The sequence below is a fragment of the Paenisporosarcina sp. FSL H8-0542 genome (assembly GCF_038632915.1).
GTDB lineage: Bacteria > Bacillota > Bacilli > Bacillales_A > Planococcaceae > Paenisporosarcina.
In genome coordinates this window covers 1,617,885-1,642,794 of sequence record NZ_CP152050.1, presented here as the reverse complement: position 1 = coordinate 1,642,794, position 24,910 = coordinate 1,617,885, and the positions used below count along the sequence as shown (strand labels likewise).

The 24,910-nt window shown below is 36.9% G+C and carries 20 protein-coding genes and 1 other annotated feature; of the genes, 3 read left to right on the top strand and 17 right to left on the bottom strand.

Annotation, left to right across the window (positions count from 1 at the left end):
* Positions 1–570: 570 nt before the first annotated feature.
* From MHH33_RS08690 to MHH33_RS08610, 17 genes are all read right to left on the bottom strand, one after another.
* On the bottom strand, positions 571–4,743 hold the full coding sequence (locus MHH33_RS08690) for a S8 family serine peptidase (RefSeq protein ID WP_342543586.1): 4,173 nt from the start codon (positions 4,741–4,743) through the stop codon (positions 571–573).
* 628 nt (positions 4,744–5,371) lie between these two features.
* Positions 5,372–9,553: a S8 family serine peptidase gene (locus MHH33_RS08685; protein WP_342543585.1), complete on the bottom strand. Its 4,182-nt coding sequence runs from the start codon at positions 9,551–9,553 to the stop codon at positions 5,372–5,374.
* 1,197 nt (positions 9,554–10,750) lie between these two features.
* A complete protein-coding gene (locus tag MHH33_RS08680) occupies positions 10,751–11,029 on the bottom strand; it encodes a hypothetical protein (RefSeq protein ID WP_016427052.1) in 279 nt (92 codons plus the stop codon).
* A 318-nt stretch (positions 11,030–11,347) separates the two neighbouring features.
* The gene (locus tag MHH33_RS08675; RefSeq protein WP_016427050.1) at positions 11,348–11,872 is read right to left on the bottom strand and encodes a GNAT family protein; all 525 of its coding nucleotides are present in this window, start codon (positions 11,870–11,872) and stop codon (positions 11,348–11,350) included.
* 68 nt (positions 11,873–11,940) lie between these two features.
* The gene (locus tag MHH33_RS08670; protein ID WP_342543584.1) at positions 11,941–12,138 is read right to left on the bottom strand and encodes a hypothetical protein; all 198 of its coding nucleotides are present in this window, start codon (positions 12,136–12,138) and stop codon (positions 11,941–11,943) included.
* Positions 12,105–13,070 (bottom strand): DUF4362 domain-containing protein, encoded by a 966-nt coding sequence (locus MHH33_RS08665; RefSeq protein ID WP_342543583.1) that lies wholly within the window; start codon positions 13,068–13,070, stop codon positions 12,105–12,107. The genes MHH33_RS08670 and MHH33_RS08665 overlap by 34 nt, the downstream gene beginning before the upstream one ends.
* A gap of 118 nt (positions 13,071–13,188) precedes the next feature.
* Complete coding sequence (locus MHH33_RS08660; RefSeq protein ID WP_342543582.1) at positions 13,189–13,353, bottom strand: hypothetical protein; 165 nt, start codon at positions 13,351–13,353, stop codon at positions 13,189–13,191.
* Complete coding sequence (locus tag MHH33_RS08655; RefSeq protein WP_342543581.1) at positions 13,350–14,411, bottom strand: ABC transporter permease subunit; 1,062 nt, start codon at positions 14,409–14,411, stop codon at positions 13,350–13,352. The genes MHH33_RS08660 and MHH33_RS08655 overlap by 4 nt, the downstream gene beginning before the upstream one ends.
* A gap of 4 nt (positions 14,412–14,415) precedes the next feature.
* Entirely contained in the window at positions 14,416–15,282 is an 867-nt protein-coding gene (locus MHH33_RS08650; protein WP_342543580.1) for an ABC transporter permease subunit, read from the bottom strand.
* Positions 15,283–15,452: 170 nt separating this feature from the next.
* Positions 15,453–15,977 carry a GrpB family protein gene (locus MHH33_RS08645; RefSeq protein ID WP_342543579.1) on the bottom strand — a complete coding sequence of 175 codons (525 nt, stop codon included), beginning with the start codon at positions 15,975–15,977 and terminating at the stop codon, positions 15,453–15,455.
* 83 nt (positions 15,978–16,060) lie between these two features.
* Positions 16,061–16,573 carry a hypothetical protein gene (locus MHH33_RS08640; protein ID WP_342543578.1) on the bottom strand — a complete coding sequence of 171 codons (513 nt, stop codon included), beginning with the start codon at positions 16,571–16,573 and terminating at the stop codon, positions 16,061–16,063.
* Between the two features lie 26 nt (positions 16,574–16,599).
* Positions 16,600–17,160 carry a signal peptidase I gene (gene lepB, locus MHH33_RS08635; RefSeq protein WP_342543577.1) on the bottom strand — a complete coding sequence of 187 codons (561 nt, stop codon included), beginning with the start codon at positions 17,158–17,160 and terminating at the stop codon, positions 16,600–16,602.
* A 120-nt stretch (positions 17,161–17,280) separates the two neighbouring features.
* Entirely contained in the window at positions 17,281–17,508 is a 228-nt protein-coding gene (locus MHH33_RS08630) for a DNA-binding protein (RefSeq protein ID WP_342543576.1), read from the bottom strand.
* Between the two features lie 165 nt (positions 17,509–17,673).
* Positions 17,674–19,044, bottom strand: a complete 1,371-nt coding sequence (argH, locus tag MHH33_RS08625) for an argininosuccinate lyase (RefSeq protein ID WP_342543575.1) — start codon at positions 19,042–19,044, stop codon at positions 17,674–17,676.
* Complete coding sequence (locus MHH33_RS08620) at positions 19,041–20,249, bottom strand: argininosuccinate synthase (RefSeq protein ID WP_016427040.1); 1,209 nt, start codon at positions 20,247–20,249, stop codon at positions 19,041–19,043. The genes argH and MHH33_RS08620 overlap by 4 nt, the downstream gene beginning before the upstream one ends.
* A gap of 559 nt (positions 20,250–20,808) precedes the next feature.
* On the bottom strand, positions 20,809–21,561 hold the full coding sequence (locus tag MHH33_RS08615) for an SDR family NAD(P)-dependent oxidoreductase (protein ID WP_342543574.1): 753 nt from the start codon (positions 21,559–21,561) through the stop codon (positions 20,809–20,811).
* Complete coding sequence (locus tag MHH33_RS08610; protein WP_342543573.1) at positions 21,548–22,492, bottom strand: MBL fold metallo-hydrolase; 945 nt, start codon at positions 22,490–22,492, stop codon at positions 21,548–21,550. The genes MHH33_RS08615 and MHH33_RS08610 overlap by 14 nt, the downstream gene beginning before the upstream one ends.
* Before the next feature lie 113 nt (positions 22,493–22,605).
* Between MHH33_RS08610 and MHH33_RS08605 the strand changes: the two genes are divergently transcribed.
* From MHH33_RS08605 to namA, 3 genes are all read left to right on the top strand, one after another.
* Positions 22,606–22,752, top strand: a complete 147-nt coding sequence (locus MHH33_RS08605) for a hypothetical protein (RefSeq protein WP_342543572.1) — start codon at positions 22,606–22,608, stop codon at positions 22,750–22,752.
* Positions 22,727–22,937 (top strand) — a binding site (T-box leader). Its footprint overlaps the gene before it by 26 nt.
* Before the next feature lie 45 nt (positions 22,938–22,982).
* Positions 22,983–23,795 (top strand): pyrroline-5-carboxylate reductase, encoded by an 813-nt coding sequence (proC, locus tag MHH33_RS08600; RefSeq protein ID WP_342543571.1) that lies wholly within the window; start codon positions 22,983–22,985, stop codon positions 23,793–23,795.
* Between the two features lie 50 nt (positions 23,796–23,845).
* Complete coding sequence (gene namA, locus MHH33_RS08595) at positions 23,846–24,868, top strand: NADPH dehydrogenase NamA (protein ID WP_342543570.1); 1,023 nt, start codon at positions 23,846–23,848, stop codon at positions 24,866–24,868.
* The last annotated feature ends 42 nt before the right edge of the window (positions 24,869–24,910 follow it).

Sequence of the window (24,910 nt, the reverse complement as noted above, 5' to 3'; positions counted from 1 at the left end):
TAAAAGTTTTGTTGTTACCATGCATTTTCTCCGGCAATAACTGGTATGCCTCTTTTTAATGCTGCATTGTTGATAAAAGAATTGTTTAACTATTACATTAAAATAAATCAAACTAATAAAGCTTTAATAATGGCGGAATTACTAATCAATCCTGAATAAAAGGCGTGTCACTTATAATAAGTGATATGCCTTTTTTTACCACCACAAATCACCCAACTAGCAAAAGCACCTAGAATAGCTAATAGTAAACCCTTCATAAATTCCCGGCCTCTATTAAATTCCTTTTAGTTAAATAAAAAGCGCATTTCTCATTCCTGAAGAAGCTCGTCATGGAACATCCGCACTGCATGGATAATCCAGAAAAGCCCCCGATCGTATTTAAGTCAGTCAGATATTTAAAATGTCCCCTTATGGAATTGATACTTTCTGAACGCAGAGAGATTGATTTCAAAAGTAAATAAAAAACCTTAACCCAATAAAATACAGGGCTAAGGCTTCGTAAGATCCTATTTAATTACTATAGTAAGTCATATTATGGTTCTTCATTTGATTATAGAAACTAGCTTAGGATTATTTTAATCCTAACTGAATTAACACAGTATCTAATGTAGAACCTTTATACGAAGTTTTCGCTTTAGGTGGATTTGGAACTGTACTATTTTGTAATTCATAGTTATTAATAAGAAGATCCATATCCTTTTTATCAACAATCTTATCGAAGTTAAAATCTGTAGCTACATTATTAGTTCCCCAATGTTTTTGTAACTCGATTGCGTCTAATACATCGATTACATCATCCTTATTAACATCACCAGCTGGTGCAACATTTAAAGAATCTCTGAAATATCTACCTATTAATTCTCCACGAATGTCATCAAATAGGTAGTCTACTGTTTCATACATTGTAAAGTGTCCAGGAACATCTACTTTAATCGTATACGGCTTTGTATCTGCCTTAATACCATCAAAAACATAATCACCTTGTTTTGATGTAATTGGTGCTTCAAGTATAGCTTTTCCATCAAATGATGTTAATGTTACTTTCGTTCCTAATGTCCTGTGATCAATTGCATAATTCGATTCGCCTGTAGTTGGATTTTTCGCACCTTCTATTTGTACTGAACCAGTTAATCTTGAAACTTTTGCATTTACAAAATAATTATCTATATAAGTGAAAACATTTTTCATTTCTACATTTGATTGGTCAATAGTCGTTCCATAGAAATCCCATCCAATTGAAGGTTCTGTAGTATAGCTTTTATCTAGACTTTTTACGTCAAAATTAAATAACTGTAGGTCCTCAGGTAATGTTTTATCACCTAAATACGTAAATGTAAACGTATATTGTAATTTGTTTTCCCAAGTTGTTGGTGCAGTTGTTACTGAAACTTGTGCGTCGCCATATTGTTTAACCGAATCGTTAACAATTACATTTTCAATTGCACCTTGATTCTTTTCTACTTGCATTGTTAATTTTGTCGTTTTTAGGTTTTTAACATTATTTGAACGAACTGTATAATTTATCGTCTCTCCAGTAGTTATACTTTGTTTATTTGCTTTCAAATAATAGTAAGGTGTTGTATTTTTTGTAAATACAACGTGTTTGAAGGAAGAAGCATTCCTTGCAGCATCTAAAGCATAGAACACTATCGGTAATTTTGCATATTTACTATCAACTAAAATTTGATCTGAATAGTTACCATTTTTATCAACACGAATAGGTTTTGAAGGAAGTGGTGATGCATACGAATAACCAAATGAATTACTTGATTGATCAACGGGAATACCGTACTTTATCGCCTCATCGATTTCAGGATCATTTATGTTGAGCTTAAAGTCATATAACATTTGTCCCTTTGAATCTAGATCGCTGTCACTATACTCTATTACCTTTTGGTCTAACGAATCAAAGCTAGATGTAAAATTTGGTGTTCCATACTCCAGCATAAAATCTTGTGCCTTAGAGAATGTTTTTCCACTTTCACTTGTTCCTACTAGTTTCAATTTATAATGACCAGGTCTAATTAATTTATAATCACTACTGATCGGATTTTTTGAATCACCTGTAAACGGGAAGTAAATCGCACCTACTAGTCTTGAAAGAGTATATACTTGATTTTCATTCATTACGCCTGTATTGAATGTTCCAATTAACCCTAAATCTTCACCTGTCTTTGGATCTTGAATGACAACATCTAATGTTTTCATATGTGATTTTAATGATAATGAACCAGCCATAAACGGATAATCAAATGCAGTTACGTTTGTTATTTTGTTTGAATATATTGGATTAAATAGTTCTAATGTATCGATTCCCTCGTACACTACACGGCCACCAAAAGGAATTTGATATTGCTCATTTGGATCTGCATTATTTGTAAAGACGATATATCCCTCATATGTTCCTTTTTCGGCTGTTTTCGGAATGTTCAAGTCAAATTTAATTGATTTTTGATTAATTCCATTTACTTTAACTGAAGTTGGACCTGTTAAGGTCACTCCATTTTGAGCTGCATCTTTGGAACCTCTTAATCCTGTTTGGAATTTAACATTTACACTAAATGTTTTTGCTTGTTCACTTCTATTATTCACTGTAATCTTACGTGAATCATTAATATCTTGGTCATCAAATCCATATGAACCAAAACTGATTCCACCCGTTAATTCTTTGATTAACTTTTGTTTTCCATTGATACTTGTAGGTGTTTGATCTACTACTTCAAATTCAACATTCGAATGAATTGCTTCATATGCATCTACTCGTCCACTACCGATTTCAAATACACTATAATTTTTTGAAAGTGGATCAGCCGTATTCATTAAAATTGATTTAATGTCTTCAGGCTGGAGACTCTTATTGGATTGTAATAGTAATGCTGAAACACCTGCCACATAAGGTGTTGCCATCGATGTACCTGATAATCGTTGATAAGCATACTTGTAGTCTTCAGCTTTTGAACCATCAACAGTTTTATCATTTATATAAAATGGAACGGTTGAAAGGATTGATACTCCAGGTGCGACAACCTCTGGTTTAATATCATAATTTACACGAGAAGGACCTCTAGAACTAAATGGTGCTAACTCATCGGATGCTGTTTGTATCTTAGTAAAATCGCCAAATGTGAAATCAGTTTTACCAGTTTTTAATGCTTCCAAGATCGTTAATCCTTCTTCATTTGAAACAGAGAATGAAGGAATCGCATTAACTGATTCACCTAAAAAGGACTGAATTGCACCCTCGGCCTTGTTTGCTTCATCATTATACATGATAACGCCAGCAGCACCTTGTTCCTTGGCATACGCAATTTTAGAGTCCAATGTATAAACTCCTCGGCTCATGAGTACAAATTTCCCTTTTATGTCTTTTCCCGCATAACCCGTTGGATCTCCGAGCCCCACATCAACAAGTTGGAGAGTTTTTCCTTTTAATGTAGATAAATCATCTTTATAGTTTTTTGATAATTGTCTTAAATTGTAATTCTCCCCATTATGTGCACCTGCATATTGATAAATATCAATTGCAACAGATGATGCACCGACAGTTAACGCTAAGGCTGCAGCACCTGGTGAACCTAGCGTATAATTTTTATCGCCACTATTCCCCGCTGCAACAACGGTTGTTACTCCACTTAATACTGCATTGTTTACAGCAATTGAAGTTGCATATAATGGATCATTAAGTGAATTACCTAATGACATATTAATAACATCCATATCATCCTTCACAGCTCGATCGACAGCTGCAATTATGTCGTCACCTTGTCCGCTGCCATATGGTCCAAGCACTCGGTACGCATAAATATCTGCTTCTGGTGCTGCTCCAATTGTTGTATACTCACTATCCGTTACTCCACGGCTTCCAATAATCCCAGCAACATGTGTACCATGTTCTGTGTAATAAACCGATGATCCATTAGATTCAGGTTTTCCTGATTTCTTCCAATCCGCATAAGTTGTTTCCATTGGATCATTATCATCATCTACAAAATCATATCCACCTTTATAAGCATCCTTTAAATCTGGATGGTTATAATCAATTCCAGTATCTAGAATACCGATTTTAATCCCTTTACCGGTATAGCCTTCTGCATGTAAACGGTTTAATCCATCATAAGGTGTATAATTTGCAATATTGAATTCATCTGCTTTAAATTGATCATTATCTTTTCCTTGAACAGGCGGATCAATCGTAAACGTTTCGTTACTCCAAACTGATTTGACAACTTTTGATTTTAATAGATTCTGAATTTGATTTGCTGGGAGACTCATTGAAACACCATTTAATGCATTTTTATATGAGCGATTAATCTTATAATTTACTTTTTTACTATTTTCATCAACTAATATTTGTCCTAAATCTTTTTGAAATATGTCATGATCTTGATCAACTAAATTTGATGCTTCAGAATATGATAGTTGTTGACCTTCTGATGCCGCTTCAATCTTAGCAACTTTTGCAGGTTTATTTGCAAACTCGACAATTACATGGGTTTGTTCCGTTGTCGTTAAATCAATATCAGAAGAAATTTGAAGACCTGTTGATTCATTTGTAGTCATTTGGTTAAGTGCTGCTCTTTGTTCTGGTGTTAAATTAGCAAGTAAATTTTCAGTATTCGAATAGCTAACCGCTTTCGCAGTAGTTGGTACTTGTACAATAGAACTTAAAATAAAACTAGATGATAGAGCAAATACAGCTAAGCTTTTCACGACCTTACTTTTGTTGTTTGCTTTTTTCCCCATTTTCTTTCCTCCCAGTCTCTGTCTCTTTAATACATATGTAGTGAAATGATTTACGAAACAATGATTCTAATAGGTTTTAAGAATTTATTTAGAATTCATCTATTTTCGTTGATTCATTACAATTGCATAAGCTAATTATCGAGAATATTTTGAGTTGTGTAAATTGGGGGAATATTTCATTAATAAATGGTAAAAATAGCTTTTTTTCATCAGTTTTTTTAGTCGTAAAGATGTAGTTGTGCAAAATTATGTTATTTATTTTGTGAAAATGATGAATGAAGGGAATCTAAATTTGGGGGAATATTGTACAAAACTATTAAATACTGTTAATTTGGTATAAAATATTTTTTCAATACGATCTATATTCTTAAGAACAATTAAGAACTATTATAGAAATAATAAAAAACAGAGAAAACCTATCAATGAACTGAACCCCGATTGTGGAAGATATTTAAAATGCACACTTATGGAACTGATGCTTTTTGAAAGCTGAGAGATTGATTTCAAAAGTAATTAAAAAACCTTAACCCAATAAAATAAAGGGTTAAGGCTACTTAAAATCCTATTTAATTACTGTGTAGTAAGTCATAAAATGGTTCTTCCTTTGATTATAGAAACTAGCTTAGGATTATTTTAATCCTAATTTAATTAATACATCATCTAACGTTACACCTTTATACGTTTCTTTCGCTTTAGGGGGTTTTGGAACAGAGTCATTTTGTAATCCATAGTTTTTAATTACATAGTCCATATCCTTTTTATCAACAGTGCCGTCGAAGTTCAAATCGGACCCTGATGTATTTTTACCCCAATTTTTTTGAAGTTCGATTGCATCTAATACATCAATTACATGATCTTTATTAACATCTCCCGCTTTTCCTGGAGATAATAAATAACTCATGTCCCTTCCGATAATTTCACCACGAACGTCATACGATAAAACGATAGACTTAGACATCGTAAAATGACCTGGTACATCAACCGTCACTGTATAAGGATTTTTATCCGCTTTCATTCCACCAGCAATGTAACTACCCGTTTTGTTTGTAATAGGAGCGTCAACAACTGTTTTTCCATCATAAGAGGTGACTGAAACCTTTGCGTCAATGGTTCTGTGGTCTATTGCGAAATTCCTTTCGCCTGTTAAAGGATTAAGCATACCCTCAAACTGTAATGAACCCCATAACCTTGAGTAGGTTGGTTTCAGTTTAAAACTCTCCATATAGGTATAAACATTGTTTGTTTGTACATTTGATTGATCGATGGTCGTTCCTTTCATCTCCATATCAAACCAGTTGGTAGTCGTACCTTTCGAATATAGGTTAGATGTTTGTAAGTCGAAATTTACTAACTGCATATCTTCTGGTAAAGCCTTCGTTCCTAAATAGTTAAATATAATCGTATAATACGTATTTAACGTATCTGATGTGGTGGTTACAGCGACTTCTGCATCTCCAAATTGCTTCACTGCATCACTTACAACGACATTTTTAATGGTGCCTAAGTCTCCATGGTCTTTAATGACCGGAATAGTCATCTTTGCCGTTTTTAAGTTTTTAATATTGTTCGAACGGATAGAATAATTGACCGTTTCTCCACTCGAAATAGATTGTTTATTTGCTTTTAAATAATAGTATGGGCGAGTATTCGTAACAAAAGCTACCCGTAGCATTGTCCCAGCATCTGCAGTAAAGTTTCTTGCTGCATCCATGGCATAGAACTGAACTTTTAAAGGTGCTGCTTGTTGTTTGACTAGGATTTGATCCTTGTAATCCCCATTTTTATCCGTATAGATTGGATCATATGGCCATGGTCCATTGTAAAAGGAAACAACGGAATTGCTTGATTGATCAACAGGAATACCTAAACTTTTTGCCTCTTCTGTTTCAGGATCATTAAGATGAATATTAAAGTCATATAACATTTGTCCATTTGAATCAAGCTGACTTACATCATATTCAATCACCTTTTGATCTAACGAATCAAAAGTGGAAGTCATCGTCGGTGCTCCAAACTCGTAGATAAAAGGAGCTTCTTTTGTGAATGTTTTCCCAGCATTATTTGTTCCAACCATTTTTATTTTGTAATGACCCATCTTTGCAATGACAAATTGATCGCTAATCGGATTTTTCGCATCACCTGTGAACGGGTAGTAAGACCCAGCAAATCCACTTGTATTAGTTAATAGTTGGTTTTCAGGCAATAAATGCCCATTGTAAGATCCTAATAAACCAAGATCTTTACCCGTTTTGGCGTCTTGTAATATTACATCTAACGTCTTCATATGTGACTTTAATTGGAACTTAAATCCAAGGTAATTCACTGCATTTTCTGGCCAAGCTGTATCACCCGAGAACATCGGATTAGTAATCGAGAATGTATCAATTCCTTCGTTTACTACTCGACCACCAAATGGAATTTGGTAGTTTTCCGTTGGATCTTCATTATTTGTCAATACGATATATCCCTCATACGTTCCTTTTTCAGCTGTCTTTGGAATAGACAGATTAAATTTGATAACTCTCTGGCTATTTCCTTCTATATTGACTGAAGTTGGCCCATCTAATGTGACATTATTTAAAGCAGCATCCTTTGAGTCTCTTATTCCAGTTTGGAATTTCACATTTACATTAAATGTTTTAGCTTTTTCACTTCGATTATTTAACTTAAAATTTCTAACTTCTGAAATATCCTGGTCATCAAACCCAATCGATCCAAAGCTAAATCCACCAGTTAATTCTCTTATTGTTTTCTCATTTTTATGATTAAGAGTAGCTGTTCGATCATCTACTTGAATCTCAACATTTGAGTGAACGGCTTCATAGGCATCAACTTGACCACTACCGACTTCAAATACACTATAATCTTTTGATAACGGATCAGCTGTATTCATTAAAATAGATTTAATGTCTGCTGGTTCCAGATTGTTGTTCGCTTGTAATAGTAACGCGGATACACCTGCCACATAAGGCGTTGCCATCGACGTACCAGATAAACGGGAGTAGCCATATTTATAGTCCTCTGGTTTAGTCCCATCGACTGTTTTATCATTTATATAAAATGGAACAGTGGAAAGAATGGCAGCACCAGGTGCTACTACCTCTGGTTTAATATCATAATTTACACGTGATGGACCTCTTGAACTGAAAGCTGCTAATTCATTGCCAGACGTTTTTACTTTCGAATAATCGCCGAAAGTAATATCTGTTTTACCCGCTTTAACAGCTGCTACGATAGCTAGTCCTTCAGTGTTTGTGACAGAGAATGTAGGAACCGCATCTACTGATTCACCTAAAAATGTCTGGATGGAACCTTCTGCACTATTTATTTCATCATTATACATAAGTACCCCAATGGCACCTTTTGCTTTTGCATTTTTAATTTTATCTATTAAGGCAATCGAGCCCCGCTTAATGAGCGCGATATTACCATCTAAGATCTTTCCATTAAATTCAGCAGGTCTACCTAGTCCAACATCAACAAGTTGATAGGTTTTTCCTTTTAATTGCGTTAAATCATCTTTATAGTTTCTTGCTAGCTGTCTTAATGAATAATTGACCCCATTCTGTACACCAGCATATTGATAGACATCAAGTGCAACAGTAGATGCACCAACCGTTAGGGCCAATGCCGCAGCTCCAGGTGAACCTAGTGTATACATTTTATCTCCACTATTCCCCGCTGCCACAACGGTCGTTACCCCACTTAAAACGGCATTGTTTACAGCAATGGAAGTCGCGTAAAGGGGATCATTTAAAGAATTGCCTAAAGACATATTAATAACATCCATACCGTCCTTCACAGCACGATCGATTCCGGCCAAAATGTCATCAGTTGTACCTGACCCATATGCACCAAGTACACGATAAGCATAAAGATCAGCTTCTGGTGCTGCACCTAATGTTTTATATTCACTATCAGCTAAACCTCGGCCGCCAATAATACCCGCAACGTGTGTACCATGTTCAGTATAGTAGGCACGACCACTACCTATTTCTGGTTTACCTGATTTTTTCCAATCGGCATAAGTTGTTTCCATTGGATCATTGTCATCATCGACAAAATCAAATCCGCCTTTATAGGCATCCTTTAAGTCAGGATGGTTGTAATCCATTCCTGTATCAAGTATCCCGACTTTAATTCCTTCACCAGTAAAGCCTTCTGCATGTAGACGATCTAGTCCATCATAAGGCGCATAATTCGGCACATTTGCTTCATCCGCTTTTAATTGTTCGCTATCAGCGGTAGGTGGATCTATTGTAAATGTTTCGTTGCTCCAAACTGATTTTACTACTTTTGATTTTAATAGGTTTTGAATTTGATTTGCTGGGAGACTCATTGAAACACCATTAAATGCATTTTTAAAGGAACGATTAATTTTAAATTCTACCTTTTTATTATTATCCTCTGATAATAATTGTTGGACATCTTTTTTGAAAGTAGCATGATCTTTATCAACTAAATTTGATGCATCTTCCGCAGATAATTGTTTTCCCTCTACACTTGCTTCAATTTGTGCGACTTTGGCAGGCTTATTTACAAACTCAATAATGACAGAAGTCTGTTTCGTTGAATTTAAATCTGTATCTGAAGAAATTTGAAGACCTGTTGATTCATTTGTGGTCAACTGGTTAAGTGCTGCTCTTTGTTCTGGTGTTAAATTAGCAAGTATATTTTCAGTATTAGAATAACTAACCGCTTTCGCAGTAGTAGGTACTTGTACAATAGAACCTAAAATAAAACTAGATGATAGAGCAAATACAGCTAAGCTTTTTAAGACCTTACTTTTGTTGTTTGCTTTTTTTTCCATTTTCTTTCCTCCCAGTCACTTTATTACATATGTAGTGCAATGACTTACGAAACAATGATTCTAATAATAATTTTTTTGTTTCTCCTTTTCCTCATTAAACCTCTCCCCTGCCTAACTAAATAGTAGATTAATATATTTGTAAAAATGTAAAGGTTTCGTGCTGATGACTTAACTTCACATTTAATACACTGATCTGTCTTTCAACATCAAGTTATTAAAATTTTTCAACTAATCTAGTATCAACTGGGGGTTTATTCAATATTCAGAAACATCACCCAATTAACCCTCATCATCCCACATTTCCACTTTTCTGAAAATTAAACATAGGATGTATCTTGTGCTGTTCTTGGTTCTATACCTGCTTAAAACAAAAGTACTATACCAAGAGTGACATAATAAGGGACAGGACATTTTTTTATAAGTGATTTTTAAATAAGTAAACGGAACAAGTTGATTTCGTACGGCATAAATGACTGCCTGTGTTACTGGCAAATTACTAGTTTATGTGGAGGATTTAGAATGAATCCAGTCGTTGGTCTGGATGTTTCAAAAGGGGAAAGTCAAGTTCAAGCATTTTTTTGATAAAGGCAAACCATATCGTAAGAGTTTAAAGTGCCTCATACTGTTGAGGGGCTTAGTTATCTTGAAAAGCGTTTCTTGAGGATGTGAAAAGAGTGACTGGTAAGAGGCCATCACTAGTTTTAGAAGTTACAGGGTATTATCAAACTCCTGTTGTCATTACTTGGAAGAACGAGGATATTTATTAATTATTATCATCCGTTGATTTCATACAAAGCAAGAGGATTAAGTTTAGGAAAAGTGAAGACAGATGCCGTTGATGCCTATCTTCACTGTGAGTTGTTCTATAAACAGGAGTTAGAGTAACGCATTCGTTAGTTGTATAAGGAATTAAACGTTTAAGTTTTTTATGCCCCTTAAGTTTTAAATTGATATCCCTAAATTAATAGCTTGGATAACGTAACTTTCATGTTCTTCTGATTTTGAATCAATTAGATCGTTAATAATCACAGTTATAAATTTTCTCTCCCAAAAAGTTACCTCATATTTTGTGTATAAAGTCGTATATTCTCTTTTTACCTATCAGTTAGTTCAAGAACATCTGCACTTAGTTGAATGATGCCCACATTCTCAATTTTCCCTTTATTTGTTATTCAACTAATTTGCCTTTTCTTTACTTTAAGAAAGGTTGTTTTTTTCTTTTAGATATTTTAAATAAGCATCTTTATCTTTGAGATGATTTGATGAGCCATCATCTCCTATAACATTTTTAGAGTCTGTATCAGGAGTGGGTGCAAGGATACCAAGTCTTTTGTGAATTTCGTTAAGTAAGGAGACCCCTTTAACCAAGGAACCAACAACAATTCCAAAAGCAATGCACCCACCAATGATCGGACCCATAATAAATAGAAAATAACCTAAAAGTGCAAATAACACTATTGATAGTAGAAGTTTCATTATTCATTACCCCTCTTATAATTAGTCACAATCTACAAAAAAGAGAGCTCAACACATTCAACTTTCTGAGATTCATTTAAATATTGTTTCAACAAATAGACATGCCCTGATGACCCCCACCCAAAGTACCAAAAAATGTAAAGATAATAACGATACGTAGCAGTTCTAATAACGTTTTCATTCTGCTCCACCTGCTTAAAGGAATTAATCCATTTCATTTTTTCAAACGAAAAAATTTGTGAATGCGAATTTGTATCATAGCTCTTAATCTCATAAGCACTCGTTTGTTCTATAACAATTTGTTATTCCCAATGGTTTTCACTTTAACAAAGAATAAATATCAGTATCAAACGGAACATCATTTTGATACATATAATTTCTCAAAGTTCCTTCTTTTACAAAGCCTAATTTTGTTAATAGCTCATTAGATGCTTTATTTTCAACGAAAACAACTGCTCCAATCCGCATTAAACCAAGTTCTTTAAAACCATAGGAAATCACTTTACTAACAGCTTCAGTCGCATATCCTTTGCCCCAATGTTCAGGAAAAAGTGCATAGCTTATATCTGCTCGCTTATGTCCTTTTGACCAATCTTGTAACCCAATTGTTCCGATAATTCCATCCGTACCTTTCATTTCAATTCCCCATTTAATACCACTTTTTTCATCGTAATTCTTCGAAAAATTCCTGACAATTTGTTTTACCTGATCTACACTTGTTAATGGATTTTGTCCGTAATAACGCAATACATCTGAATTAGAGAAACAATTTAATATATCTAATGCATCAGATTCAATGAGTTCTCTCAAAACTAACCGTTCAGTTTCTAATATAGGAAACATTCTCTCACTCCTTTTGTTTAATCCTAGAATCCCCTTTACATTTAAAGGGAGAATAATCCGACACTAAATTAGTCGTTTGCATTTATCTCTATCTTCTTAATTTCTTTCACATTTGCAGATCCTGGTTTGGATCCTCTTACAGTTCCTTTTAAGGTTGCTTGAACTTTATCGCCAATACTGAACTCCGTGGTATTGACGCCTTCTAAATTGGTAAAGTCAAACACAAACGAATTCATATCTGATTGAGGCAGTTCAACTTGATCCATTCAAAATCAAGCATATTAATTTCTTCAACTATTAACATTGTATCCTTCGTCATTTCTAGGACATAACCTTGAACTTTGATTTCTGGTTCAACACTTTGCTTCTTATCAGATTGCTCGATAATGTATTCTGCAACCTCTGTTAATTTCACACCATCCACGCTTTGGTCGCATGCAGCCCAGCGAAATACTCGTTGACCACTGTTAATGTGCACCTTTAATTGATAGTTCATTATATCCTCAATATCACACATCGCCTTCAGATCTTTTTCAGCTAAGTAATTTGCAAACACTAATCTTTTAAACACCTCTTGCTTTATATGTGGTGGTAAATCAAAATCGGCCATTACTTCTGTTTCATTTACAGTGATTTCTTTTTTCGCCTGTTTTGTTAAAGTATTGATTTCATTTTCGAGCTCCTCTCCATACATCAGCTCAAACTCAAAAAGATCCTGCTCACTGCTGTCGTAGCTTATTTGTAAAATGGTATCCATCCCATAAGGAATACAATTACAGTCGATCGCGATATATGAAAGATTGGTATCGTTAGCTTCCTTAACCATATTGCCACATTTGTTGGTAATGATTTCGCCACTTCCATAAGTGTCTCTGCTATAATCGTTCTTCACTTCAAGAGATTCTCCGTTATATGTTAAATCAGTTACTATTGGGGCTCCTTCAATCGTGTAGTGGACAATACGTAAATCTGAAGCAATCCCGTTCTGTATGTTGTCATAGAAACCCTGCATTTGTTCCCAGCCCTCAACTCCTCCATGGGTATCCAGAACATCAACATTATCTACGCCCTTTACCTCGAGTTTATATCTATCAGCTTTTTGCGTTCCTCCTTTGATACTGTCATTACCGACCGTGTTGCAACCAACTAGAAGGATAATTAACATTAGAAGGATATTGATATACGTAAAATTCTTCATCGGCTTCTCACATCCATTTTACGAATTTGTAATGAATACCTCTGCCAAAAGATAAAAGAAAGACATTCCTCTTTTGAAGTAAAGTCCTATTAGTTAATAAGCGTATGTATCATTGTTATTAAATATATTTCATAGTAATGGTACCCTTGCCCTTTTTGTAATTTACAGTCGCCATTGCCCCGTTCACCAAGATATTTTGTGGTGTGCTAACTGTTCCCTTCTCAAAAAGAAATTCTAAGTCTCCCTTGATACTATGAATAAAATCATATTCAGACCACTTCATTTGATTAATTTAACGTTGGATAAATGAATCCTCTCAAATGGACGATCACCTTTAATGGTTTCAATTTCAATTCGTTTTTGAACAGGCTCCCTCATGCTATCGACAGCTGCTAATACTCTCGTCAAGCCTTCCATCATCCCTTTAGCAGAAAGGATTAGAAGCGAAATAAACAGAATTGGAATGAAAGCAATCCACGGATAGGATGTCCATAAAAATTCCCACCACATTCCAAGCAAACCAGCCCATTCGTTTGAATTGGAGATTTGTTTTGTAAAGCCAAATAAATCTCCACGTCTCATATATCCTCCAATGAATAACCCAAGAACAGCTAAATGGGACATCAAAATCAGCGTGTGAATGAAATCCCTTAAGAAAATAATCGCCAGTTGAGGAACTAAAAAAGGTTTGATATGTTTGGTGACAATTCGCCAATTACTGGCACCAAGCGTCCTTGAACTTTCGATAAATTCCTTCTTATAAATGGACTTTACTTCATTTGCAATCAAGATCGAATTTGTTGGAATAAATAGAAGGGCAAAAATAACGAAATAGAATAGTATCCTGCTCAAATATGGCAATGGCTCCGGCCCTTTGATTAAGGCACCATCTACAAGAATCATCTCCACTTCTGAAATTAAGATTCCGTTCAATAGTAGAAAGGCCAATAAAGTCATTGGGAAGTAATTAAATGCATCCGCTATTGATTTAAGGGGTTTTTCAATTTTCTGAAGGAAGAAATGAATAATAAGCCCAATCCAAATGGATGGGAAAACGCGGAGAAATGTAATAATCAATGCCGCTGCAATTGTATATTTTGCGCCTACAAGCATGACGATAAATAAATCACGTCCAAAATTGTCAGTTCCTAAGGGTGGAAAGTTTTTATAACTGTAAGGTGCAGGTAATGGTTTCCCCTGGCTATCATAAAGTAATGAAGCTGTAGGAATTCGATCATTAAAGAAGAAAAAATATAGCGTGCTGACTAATAACAGGCCACTGATGGTGAGGAAGCCAGAAAGAAACAACTTGTTTAAAAGAAGTCTTTTTATGATAAACACGTAATCACCATTCCAATCTTTGGCCAGTATATTTTTCTATAAGGCTAGTAATGACTGCATAGATAAGGAAAATCGGAACAAAAAACATGATCAATGTGAATGCGATCACATTTGGATTTGGATAGCTCATTATAAAAGTAAAGATTCCATAGATGTTGAATAGTTTCTCGAAAATTACCATTGAGGACAATAAATATAGAACAATCGTTTTACTATGACTAAAAATGCTTGGTGTGATATTTCTCAGCACATGAAAAAAGAAGATTTCCGTTTTATTAAAACCTTTACTTCTTGCCAATTCTACGTATGATTTATTCCATTCTTCGCTTACTAAATGAAGGTTGATTCTGAAAATCATGAATGCAGGAATCAAGGCCAACGTAACAATCGGTAAGAAATAAGTTTGGTTCTGGGATGAGCCTGCTACAGGAAATAACAAATGACCGCTTTGCTTGAAATATAAAATAACGGAAAATTGAATGGTCATAATGATGAATAAGTCGGGTAAGGATTCCAACAACGATACGATTCTAGATACCATATCGTTTATTTTTTTGGGAAGCAGGACTGTGAAGTACGTAATTAATAAACCGAAGATAATAGCTATACATAATGCCGAAATAAAAATGGTTAATGAGTAAAAGTAGTAATCCCAAAAATTCAAGAAAATCGAATATTCATGGTTGGTCGGTCCTAAAATGATTAATTTTTCAGGGGTAATAAGAGACGTGACGATATACCACACATTGTCCAGAAACAAAATGAAATCAAGTTGGATACCATTTGTAAATAACCCTACAAAAGCACTCAACAAAACGATACCGAGTACAACATAAAGAAAACGTGTTAAGACTCCTAAACTTGAAATCATATCAATTCTCCACCTTAAGTTAATAATCCAAAAAATTACACTTAAAGTTAACATTACCATACTAGCATTAATTTCAATAGACATTAATTGTCTTTTCTGATTATTTATTATTCAACAACAAGAATTTTGAACAAAAGAAAAAGAGCTACGTATGTAGCCCAAGAATCAGATTAGAATTGTTGCGAAGTCGTCCACTTTTCAACTTTTTTTATCAATTGTTTGATGAATGCTTCTTTTCCCTCCTGATAGTCATATGTGTTATCAGGAAACTGTGCTGCTAATTTCATTTTAAGCTCTCCATATTTCTGGGCATCCAATGGGTGCGCAGTCAAGTATGCTTTAAAATCCAGATGTCTTTTGACATTTTCATGTCCTATCTGATAAATATGTAAGTGGTGAGTTCTATTACTGTTACCTTTTGTAAAGTATCGTCTGTACATGATGCCATTCTCACCTCTTGGCTTATAACCCATCAGCACCATATTGTCATTGAAGTCTTCCACTTTTTCGACGTTTTTCACTACGAGCAAAATGTCTATAATCGGTTTTGCATATCCGATTGAAGGAATAGACGTACTTCCAATGTGGTAAACATCGACCCATTCATCTTTAAATATTTTTAAGAGGATTTCCGCTTCTCGGTTGTATGCTTCTTGCCAACCTTCAGTCCAGGTTTGTATGTTAGTTTTTCTCATTGGAACTCAATCCTTTCGATTAAGCGATAAAAAGTTTACTAGCGTCTAACAAGAAGCCTTACATTTTTAAAGACAACGTTACTTTATTTTTCATTTAACCAGTCTTCCACTTTTTCACTCATCTCTTTTTCTAAACTCTCGATGGTTTCGGCATCATGCACTGCTATTTTTGCGTATTTTTCCGGAAACATTTTCTTTATGGAAGAAGCGTACTGATTACCTTCCTTTGGTTCAATGTATTTGATAACTTCATAACCAGAATCAGTTTTCTTCAATTGTATCAACGCAGGTAGCGAGTGCCCCGATTGACTTTCGACTCCATTTGCCTTATTGAATCCACTGAAATATGACCACATGTTTACGTTTATTACTCCATTTTCTTCACTGGTCCCATAGATTCTGTGGACTTCAAATTGTTTCTCTGATGGATAGTATATGCCCTTGTATTTTTCTACGATATAATCCGAAATAACTTCATCCATTTCTTCTGTCACATGTGAATTTCCATCCTTGATCTCGGGAACATCTGGAGCACACCCCACCAAAAATATCGATAGAATCAGGAAAAACCATTGATTCTTTTGCCACCTTTTCACTATAAATTTCTCCCTATCATATATAGTTATTGAACCCGACCGATTTCATTTAGTGGCCAAAAAGCAACGCTTGTGCTGCCTATGACTTCCTCCATCGGGACTAAACCAATTATTCGGCTGTCTGTACTGTTACTCCGATTGTCTCCCATCACAAACAAGTAACCATCTGGAATCACTTTCTCTCCTGTCAGTTCTTCAAGGGTGAAATCCTCTGTTAAAGTACCGCTGCTCACTTCGTTTTTATTTGATTCCAAATAGGGTTCTTCTTGAGGTTCACCATTGATAAATAATTGATCATTTTTATAAGCGACATGATCTCCTGGCAATCCAATCACTCTTTTAATATAATCTTGTTTTTCAGTTGCGTGGAAAACTACGATATCATACCGATTTGGACCTTCAACTTCGTAGCCGATTTTATTAACAATCATCCGCTCTCCATTTTCAAGAGTCGGCATCATTGATTCCCCGTCGACAACAATCGGGGTGAATAAGAAATAACGAATTAGCCAAGCTGCAATAAAGGCAATGAGCAATGCTTTTGCCCACTCCCAGACCTCATTTTTTTCTTTTTTAACTTGTTCCATCCTTTGGCCTCCTGGCATCTAAAACAATATTTGTTCGTTTCTATTCCATTACATGATTTTTTTATTTCACTTACTACGAAGACGAAAAGTAAAAAGTAAAAGTTTCAAATCAATATTGAGTCATTTATTCTCAGAACCATTTGCGAAAGTTAATCCTTTTTCAATTAATGCGCGTCGGATTATATCAAGCGCTTTCGGACCCATTCCATGTAATTTCAAAACCTCAGCCTCACTAACTTTGGTTAATTGCTCAAGCTGGAGATATCCAGCTCCAACCAGTGCACGTCGTGCTGGTGCGCCTATAGAAGTTGGAATGTCACTTATTAAACTACTATTATTTTTCGTCATTACTTCTCACCTTTCTTGAATGATTATTCAAAATAAAATTGTTAAGGATTAATTTCTATAATCATCCACTTATGTCCTTCTTTCCCCCCTTTTCAAAACTACGAGCAATACAAAACTAAAAAAAACATCCCACCTGTCAGCTACTGCTTAACAAGCGGGATGTTTTCATACTAATGATTTTGCTTTTTTAATTTGCATACGGACTTGGTCAAAACCAGTTCCCCCAAGCGAATTTCTTCGCTTAACTGCCGCTTCGGGTGACAGTACATCGTAGATATCGGGTTGAATTAAACTACTGGCTTCCTGCAAGTCTTCTATCGTAAGGTCCAACAAGTAAATGCCACGTTGGATACATAGGAAAACGAGCTTCCCTGTGACTTCATGTGCTTCTCGGAACGGCATACCTTTTGTCGCCAAGTAATCGGCAAGTTCCGTAGCATTTGAAAAGTCTTGATGCACCGCTTCATTTAATCGCTTTGTGTGGACAGTCATGGTTCTTACCATGCCTTCAAAAATTTGAAGAGATCCATTCAAAGTCTGAACCGTATCGAACATGCCTTCTTTGTCTTCTTGCATATCTTTGTTATACGTGAGTGGCAATCCTTTAAGTGTAGTCAACAGGCTAAACAAGTTCCCGTACACACGACCCGTCTTTCCGCGGATTAACTCGGCCATATCAGGATTTTTCTTTTGTGGCATGATGCTGGAGCCTGTGGCGAACGCATCGTCGAGTTCAATAAATTGAAATTCCTGGCTAGACCAAAGGATGATTTCTTCAGCGAAACGCGATAAGTGCATCATCACAAGTGAGGCATTACTTAAAAATTCCACGATGAAATCACGGTCACTCACGGCATCCATGCTATTTTGGTACACTTGCTCAAACCCAAGGGTATTGGCTGCTTTTTCACGGTCAATCGGGAAAGTCGTACCTGCAAGTGCGCCGGCACCTAATGGTGAAATATCAATACGTTTAAGTGATTCAGACAAACGCTCCTGATCACGCTCAAGCATCCAGAAATATGCCATCAAATGATGAGCAAACGAAATGGGTTGCGCACGTTGCAAATGCGTATAGCCAGGTGCAATGGTTTCAACATGTTGCTCTGCTTGCATTAGTATGGCTTGTTGAAACGCTTTGATGCTCTCAATAATTTCTTGTACACGAATTTTTAAAAAGAGATGCATATCTGTTGCGACCTGGTCATTTCGACTACGTCCAGTATGCATTTTGCCACCAACTGGCCCGATCAAATCAATCAACATTTTTTCAAGATTTAAATGAATGTCTTCATTTGCAACTTCAAATACCAACTCATCATTCGTTGCTTTTACTTTCAATTGCTCCAGACCGTCGACAATCTTGCTAACATCTTCAGCAGGTAAAATTCCGCAGTCGCCAAGCATTTTTACATGTGCCATGCTGCCCGTCAAATCTTCCATGACGAGTTGTTGATCAAAGCCGATGGATGCGCCAAATTCATCAACCCATTGTTCAGCAGACTTTTGAAAACGGCCGCCCCATAGTTTGGTCATTCCGACACCTTCTCTTTTCCTTTGTTAACCATGGCATGAACCTTTGTCGGAAGTCCCCATAGCTCGATGAAGCCCACAGCAGATTCATGGTTGAATTCATCATCCGTAGTATAGGTAGCTAGTTTTTCGTCATACAGTGAATTTGGCGATTTACGTCCTTCAACAATTGCATGACCTTTAAATAGTTTCACACGCACCACACCGTTGACATACACTTGCGTCTCTTTAAGGAAAGATTCTAGTGCCACTTTTAATGGAGAGAACCACAATCCTTCATAAATCAGTTCCGTTAATTTTTTCTCAATAACAGGTTTGAAATGAGCCAGCTCTTTAACAAGAGTAATGTCTTCAAGTTCTTTATGCGCTAATAATAGTGTGTGAGCACCAGGCACTTCATATACTTCACGTGACTTGATACCGACTAAACGGTTTTCGACATGGTCAATACGTCCGATTCCATGTTTCCCAGCGATTACATTCAGCTCGGAAATGAGCTCAGCCAATGGATAGGAAACTCCGTCCAACGCAACAGGTACACCTTGTTCAAACGTAATCTCAATCAAATCGGCTGTATCTGGTGTATCTTCTAGTGCAACGGTTAAATCATATGCAGCTTCTGGTGGTTTAGCCCAAGGATCTTCTAAAATACCGCATTCGTTTGCACGACCCCATAAGTTTTGATCTATTGAAAATGGACTATCTAAGTTTATTGGAATTGGAATGTTATTTTTCTTCGCATAGTCTATCTCTTCTTCACGAGACCAACCCCACGCACGAACAGGTGCGATTACTTCCAAGGAAGGATCCAATGCTTTGATTGATACTTCGAAACGTACCTGATCATTGCCTTTTCCTGTACAGCCATGTGCTACGGCATCCGCTCCGGTTTGGTGTGCGATTTCAACCAATTTTTTTGAAATCAACGGACGGGATAAAGCCGAAACCAATGGATATTTCCCTTCATACCATGTGTGTGCTTGAAGTGAAAGTAATGCATATTCGTTCGCAAATTCTTCTTTTGCATCAATCATGTAACTTTCAACAGCACCTACTTGCAGGGCTTTCTTTTTAATGAACTCTAAATCTTTTCCTTCACCTACATCTAGACAAACAGCTATTACATCGTAACCTTGTTCTTTTAACCACGGAATTGCGACGGATGTATCTAGACCACCTGAGTATGCGAGAACTACTTTTTTGTTCATTTGTCATTCCTCCTGAATGTATGTTTATTCACAATTAATGAATTAATATACACAGATAATAACATGTTATAAAAATGTATACAAGTGAATACTCATACATTTAATAAAGTTTAACTATTCAAAAAAAGAGTAACCGTAATGGTTGCTCTTCAGACTGTAGACAAAAAATAAAAAGAGTGAATATAACTGTATACTAATCTAATCTTTGCGACGAGTAACCGCAGGAGCAGATGTTTTCAGACGCCTCCACTCCAATCAACGGATTTCGCTTCTGTTTGCGTATCCCTTCATATTATTTCATTAGTAAGATGGTCGGCTATTTCTGAAGACTCCTGCGGAAAAACGAAATAAGCTAGACCCCACAGGTTCAGCTGTCATAGAAAGCTAAGCCGAGGAGGCTAGCGTTTCGTCCGCGGAAAGCGAAAGAAATAGCCGACCATAATTTTTTTCGATTGAGTGCAAGAGATAAGAATGCGAATTTTTATACTTTTATATTGATTAATATTCTTTTGTCAACAAGTTGAAAAAGCAACCGCATTGGTTGCTCTTGATTACATTCTTATTTCTTCATGAAAAAATTTCGTCCTACGCGTTCAATTAGCCCGGGAGCCATATTGTATGCTTTACTCGAAATGCCCATATACCAAGGCAAATCCACTTCACGTACAGGACGTTCAATTACTCTGACAATCGCACTTGAAACTTCCCCGACTGATAACAAGAACTTTTTAAGTGAACTTTTATATGTACCCGTTGAATCCGCTAAATCCAGAAATGGTGTATCGATAGGTCCCGGATTGATGGTCGTCACGTAAATCCCATGTGGCTGGACCTCCATTCGTGTAGCATTAGCGTAACCGAGAAGCGCGTGCTTCGTTGCTGCATACACAGACGCTTTTGGTGTGGCGATTTTACCAGCCTGTGACGCAACATAAATAAGATGTCCTGATTTCCTTGCTATCATTAAAGGTAAAATCCTGCTTGTCAATTTCATGGGAGCTGTAACATTAATACGCATCATGTCATCAATTTGTTGGTCAGAAGTATCATGTGCCAAAGCAAACGTTCCCACACCTGCGGAAAAGACGACAACCTCAGGATCCGGACATTGACTCAATACAGTTTCTAGACCTTGATCTGTCAGCAAGTCAGCTTCAATTGCATGAATTCCGTGAGATCTAAGATCATCGAGAGCAGATTTAGAACGACCTGTTGCATACACAGTGTATCCTTGTTGGCATAAATCTTTTGCAACCTGTAGCCCTACACCACTTGTCGCTCCTGTGATCAAAACCGTTTTAGGCTTGTCCATAAGTGAATACCCCATTTTGGTCGCGTGACTCGATGGCAAGTTCTTCAGCAAGCAAATAGTCTACTTGTCCGATGGTTTCAGAAAGTGTCAGACCCAGTTCTTTCTCATAGACAAATGGAAATAATTTTTGTGTGATTTCGAAAATAGTAAGCTGTTCTTCAGCAAGCATCGCGTGGACTTTCATCGCACGGTCATGTTGTTTTTCTAAGCGATGTGCAATCAATGCATGGACATTGAATACTTCATTGCCATGTCCACTGTAAATTTTCTCTACTGGCATGGTCAGGACTTTTCTCAATGATTCGTTGTATTGAATCATGGCTTGTGGACGTCTAGCACTTGGATCAAGTGGAGGCTCAATTAAAGGATTTGATGAGATTTTTTCTAATATATGGTCCCCGCCAATCATCTCTTTGCTCTCAGCATGCCAAAAAGAAACATGACTCTGTGCATGACCAAGCGTTTCAACGACCGTCCAACCAGGATGTCCAGGAAGTACATCGCCTTCCTCCACTGTCACATCAAGTGGACGATTGCCCATGAAAGCAACTGGACGTTTCATTTTCTCCACCCACGCATGATATTTCTCTGGAACACCTTCCTCAATTAAACGTTCCAAATAAAACTCATCATGATAGGCAAAAAAAGCTGGATCTCGAGTCAACCAAAGGTCATTATAGACATGCCCATATACTTTTGCATTAGGAAAAGCGTCAATCCAGCCTGCATGGTCAGGGTGATGGTGCGTCAAGAAAACTTGTTCGACGTCATTGAACGAATAGCCTGCTTCTTTTATCCCTCGTTCAAGTGCAATATAAGCTTCGGGTGTTTTTGGACCTGCATCAATTAATGAAAGCGTATCTCCTTTTAAAAGATAAGCATTAACGTCCCCTACAGCAAAAGGTGTAGGCAATATAAGTTTGTGGATCATATGGCATTCTCCTTAAAATGAATCACTATTCACTCTATTGTACAATTTTTACAAGTTCGCGTCACTTTTAAGATTAGTGAGAAAAATGAGGAGTAACAACGAAATCACGAAAGTTGAACAAAAATGGAAAAGTTGCACCCAACTCTGCATACAATGAAATAATTATCTTTCGAATTTTTATTCATCAGTTGACAACTCTTCGTAAGCAAGCCTATAATTTCAATAATTTAGAACGTTCAGGCTTTGATAAAGAACAGTAATCATGTTGAAGGAATGTAGAGAGTGTGTTCACCGGCTGAAAGACACACTTCCCTCTCACAGGATGAACCTACTTTGGAGCCGCCATGCAAACATGGCCGTGCCTTCGCGATAAGAAGGAACAAGTTGTGTTCCATGTGGGGCAAAACAAGGTGGTACCGCGGAAACATGCGTTTTCGTCCTTTCATTAGGACGGGAGCGCATTTTTTTATACAAAAAAGGAGGAGTAACAATGAAAACGATTGTATTTGTTGGAGCAGGTTCGATGGCCCAAGCGATGATTCATGGCTGGATGAAAGAGGCAACTGTTGCCCCGCAGAACGTATTTGTTATGAACAAATCCGATCGCAAGAAGTTGACTTCCCTTCATGAAACATACGGAGTACAACTCGTTTGTGATGACAAGGAAATTTTGAAAACGGCCGATTTGATTATCTTGGCAATGAAACCGAAAGACGTCCAGGCGGGCATGCAGGCAGTTGCCCCTTACCTTTCGAAGACTGCTGTTGTGTTATCGATTCTAGCAGGAGTTCCAATGGCGACAATCGAGCAAGGTCTGGGCGAACGTCCACTTGCCCGTTGTATGCCGAACACTTCCGCAACCATCGGGATGTCTGCAAGTGCTGTGGCCTGGAATGAACAAATGAATCAAACTGATAAAGAGGAAATTATGCAACTGCTGAGTACTATTGGCTCCGTCATTGAAGTGGAAGAAGATCAGCTGCATGTCATTACGGCTTTATCAGGCAGCGGTCCTGCTTATGTCTATTATTTTGTGGAAGCCTTTGAAAAAGCGGCGGTCGCAAGTGGGCTTGCCCCACATGTTGCACGTAACTTACTTGTCCAAACTTTGGCTGGTTCAGCAGAAATGTTAAAACAGTCAACCGATTCACCAGCTACGCTTCGAGAACATGTAACAAGTCCAGGAGGGACAACAGAAGCCGGAATCCAAGCTTTACAGGAAAAAGGATTTATCGACATGCTTGGAAGTTGTTTGAACGAAGCCGAAACACGTTCCCGTGAGCTTGGGAAGCGCTATATTTAGGATAAATTTGCTATACTACCTCATATACATAAAAGGAGGAATAGCATTTTATGGCAAAAGCTAAATTATTCGAAGAATATTCAATCAAAAATGTAACATTCAAAAATAGAATCGTGATGGCACCGATGTGCCAGTATTCAAGTCATAATCAAAATGGGCATGTTGAAGATTGGCATCACGTCCATTACCCAACACGTGCAGTTGGCCAAGTAGGATTGATTATTCTAGAAGCAACGGCAGTCTTACCCGAAGGTCGAATTTCTGTAAAGGATTTAGGCATATGGAGTGATGAGCACACAGCAGGTTTGACTGAACTTGTTCAATCCATGAAATTACATGGCGCGAAAACGGGCATCCAGCTCGCACATGCCGGTCGTAAATCAACGGTGGATGGTGACATTTTCGCCCCTTCCCCTCTTGCATTTAATGACCAATATAAAACACCAGTTGAGATGTCAAAAGATGATATTGCTAATACAGTCAATGCTTTTAAGGCAGGGGCAATTCGTGCCAAAGAAGCTGGATTCGAAGTCATTGAACTGCACGGTGCACATGGGTACTTAATCAATGAATTTTTATCTCCATTAACAAATAAACGTTCGGATGAATATGGGGGCAGTGACGAAAACCGCTACCGCTTGCTTCGCGAAGTGATTGACGCAGTTCGTAGCATTTGGGAAGGTCCATTGTTTGTCCGCATTTCCGCACATGATTATACGGAAGGCGGCATGACACCAGAAGCGTATGTAACGATGACCAAGTGGATGAAAGAGCAAGACGTTGATTTGGTTGACGTAAGTTCGGGAGCAAACGTTCCTGCATCCATCGATTCATTCCCTGGCTACCAAGTTACGTTTGCTGAAACGATTAAACATGGGACTCCGATTGATACAGGTGCAGTCGGGATGATTACTTCTCCACTTCAAGCTGAGGAAATCCTGAAGAATAATCGTGCTGATTTAATCTTTTTGGCACGTGAATTATTACGCGATCCATACTGGCCATATCGTGCAGCAAAAGAACTGCGTACGGAAATCAAATCACCGATCCAATACGAACGTGGCTGGCTATAAGATTATGGAATAGCAAAAGGACCTTTTGCTAACGGATTCATT

Excerpts from the sequence above, each read along its gene's own strand:
- MHH33_RS08690 (WP_342543586.1), bottom strand. The coding sequence starts at position 4,743 with ATGGGGAAAAAAGCAAACAACAAAAGTAAGGTCGTGAAAAGCTTAGCT.
- MHH33_RS08685 (WP_342543585.1), bottom strand. The coding sequence starts at position 9,553 with ATGGAAAAAAAAGCAAACAACAAAAGTAAGGTCTTAAAAAGCTTAGCT.
- MHH33_RS08680 (WP_016427052.1), bottom strand. The coding sequence starts at position 11,029 with ATGAAACTTCTACTATCAATAGTGTTATTTGCACTTTTAGGTTATTTT.
- MHH33_RS08675 (WP_016427050.1), bottom strand. The coding sequence starts at position 11,872 with ATGTTTCCTATATTAGAAACTGAACGGTTAGTTTTGAGAGAACTCATT.
- MHH33_RS08670 (WP_342543584.1), bottom strand. The coding sequence starts at position 12,138 with ATGGATCAAGTTGAACTGCCTCAATCAGATATGAATTCGTTTGTGTTT.
- MHH33_RS08665 (WP_342543583.1), bottom strand. The coding sequence starts at position 13,070 with ATGAAGAATTTTACGTATATCAATATCCTTCTAATGTTAATTATCCTT.
- MHH33_RS08660 (WP_342543582.1), bottom strand. The coding sequence starts at position 13,353 with ATGAAGTGGTCTGAATATGATTTTATTCATAGTATCAAGGGAGACTTA.
- MHH33_RS08650 (WP_342543580.1), bottom strand. The coding sequence starts at position 15,282 with ATGATTTCAAGTTTAGGAGTCTTAACACGTTTTCTTTATGTTGTACTC.
- MHH33_RS08645 (WP_342543579.1), bottom strand. The coding sequence starts at position 15,977 with ATGAGAAAAACTAACATACAAACCTGGACTGAAGGTTGGCAAGAAGCA.
- lepB (WP_342543577.1), bottom strand. The coding sequence starts at position 17,160 with ATGGAACAAGTTAAAAAAGAAAAAAATGAGGTCTGGGAGTGGGCAAAA.
- MHH33_RS08630 (WP_342543576.1), bottom strand. The coding sequence starts at position 17,508 with ATGACGAAAAATAATAGTAGTTTAATAAGTGACATTCCAACTTCTATA.
- argH (WP_342543575.1), bottom strand. The coding sequence starts at position 19,044 with ATGACCAAACTATGGGGCGGCCGTTTTCAAAAGTCTGCTGAACAATGG.
- MHH33_RS08620 (WP_016427040.1), bottom strand. The coding sequence starts at position 20,249 with ATGAACAAAAAAGTAGTTCTCGCATACTCAGGTGGTCTAGATACATCC.
- MHH33_RS08615 (WP_342543574.1), bottom strand. The coding sequence starts at position 21,561 with ATGGACAAGCCTAAAACGGTTTTGATCACAGGAGCGACAAGTGGTGTA.
- MHH33_RS08610 (WP_342543573.1), bottom strand. The coding sequence starts at position 22,492 with ATGATCCACAAACTTATATTGCCTACACCTTTTGCTGTAGGGGACGTT.
- proC (WP_342543571.1), top strand. The coding sequence starts at position 22,983 with ATGAAAACGATTGTATTTGTTGGAGCAGGTTCGATGGCCCAAGCGATG.
- namA (WP_342543570.1), top strand. The coding sequence starts at position 23,846 with ATGGCAAAAGCTAAATTATTCGAAGAATATTCAATCAAAAATGTAACA.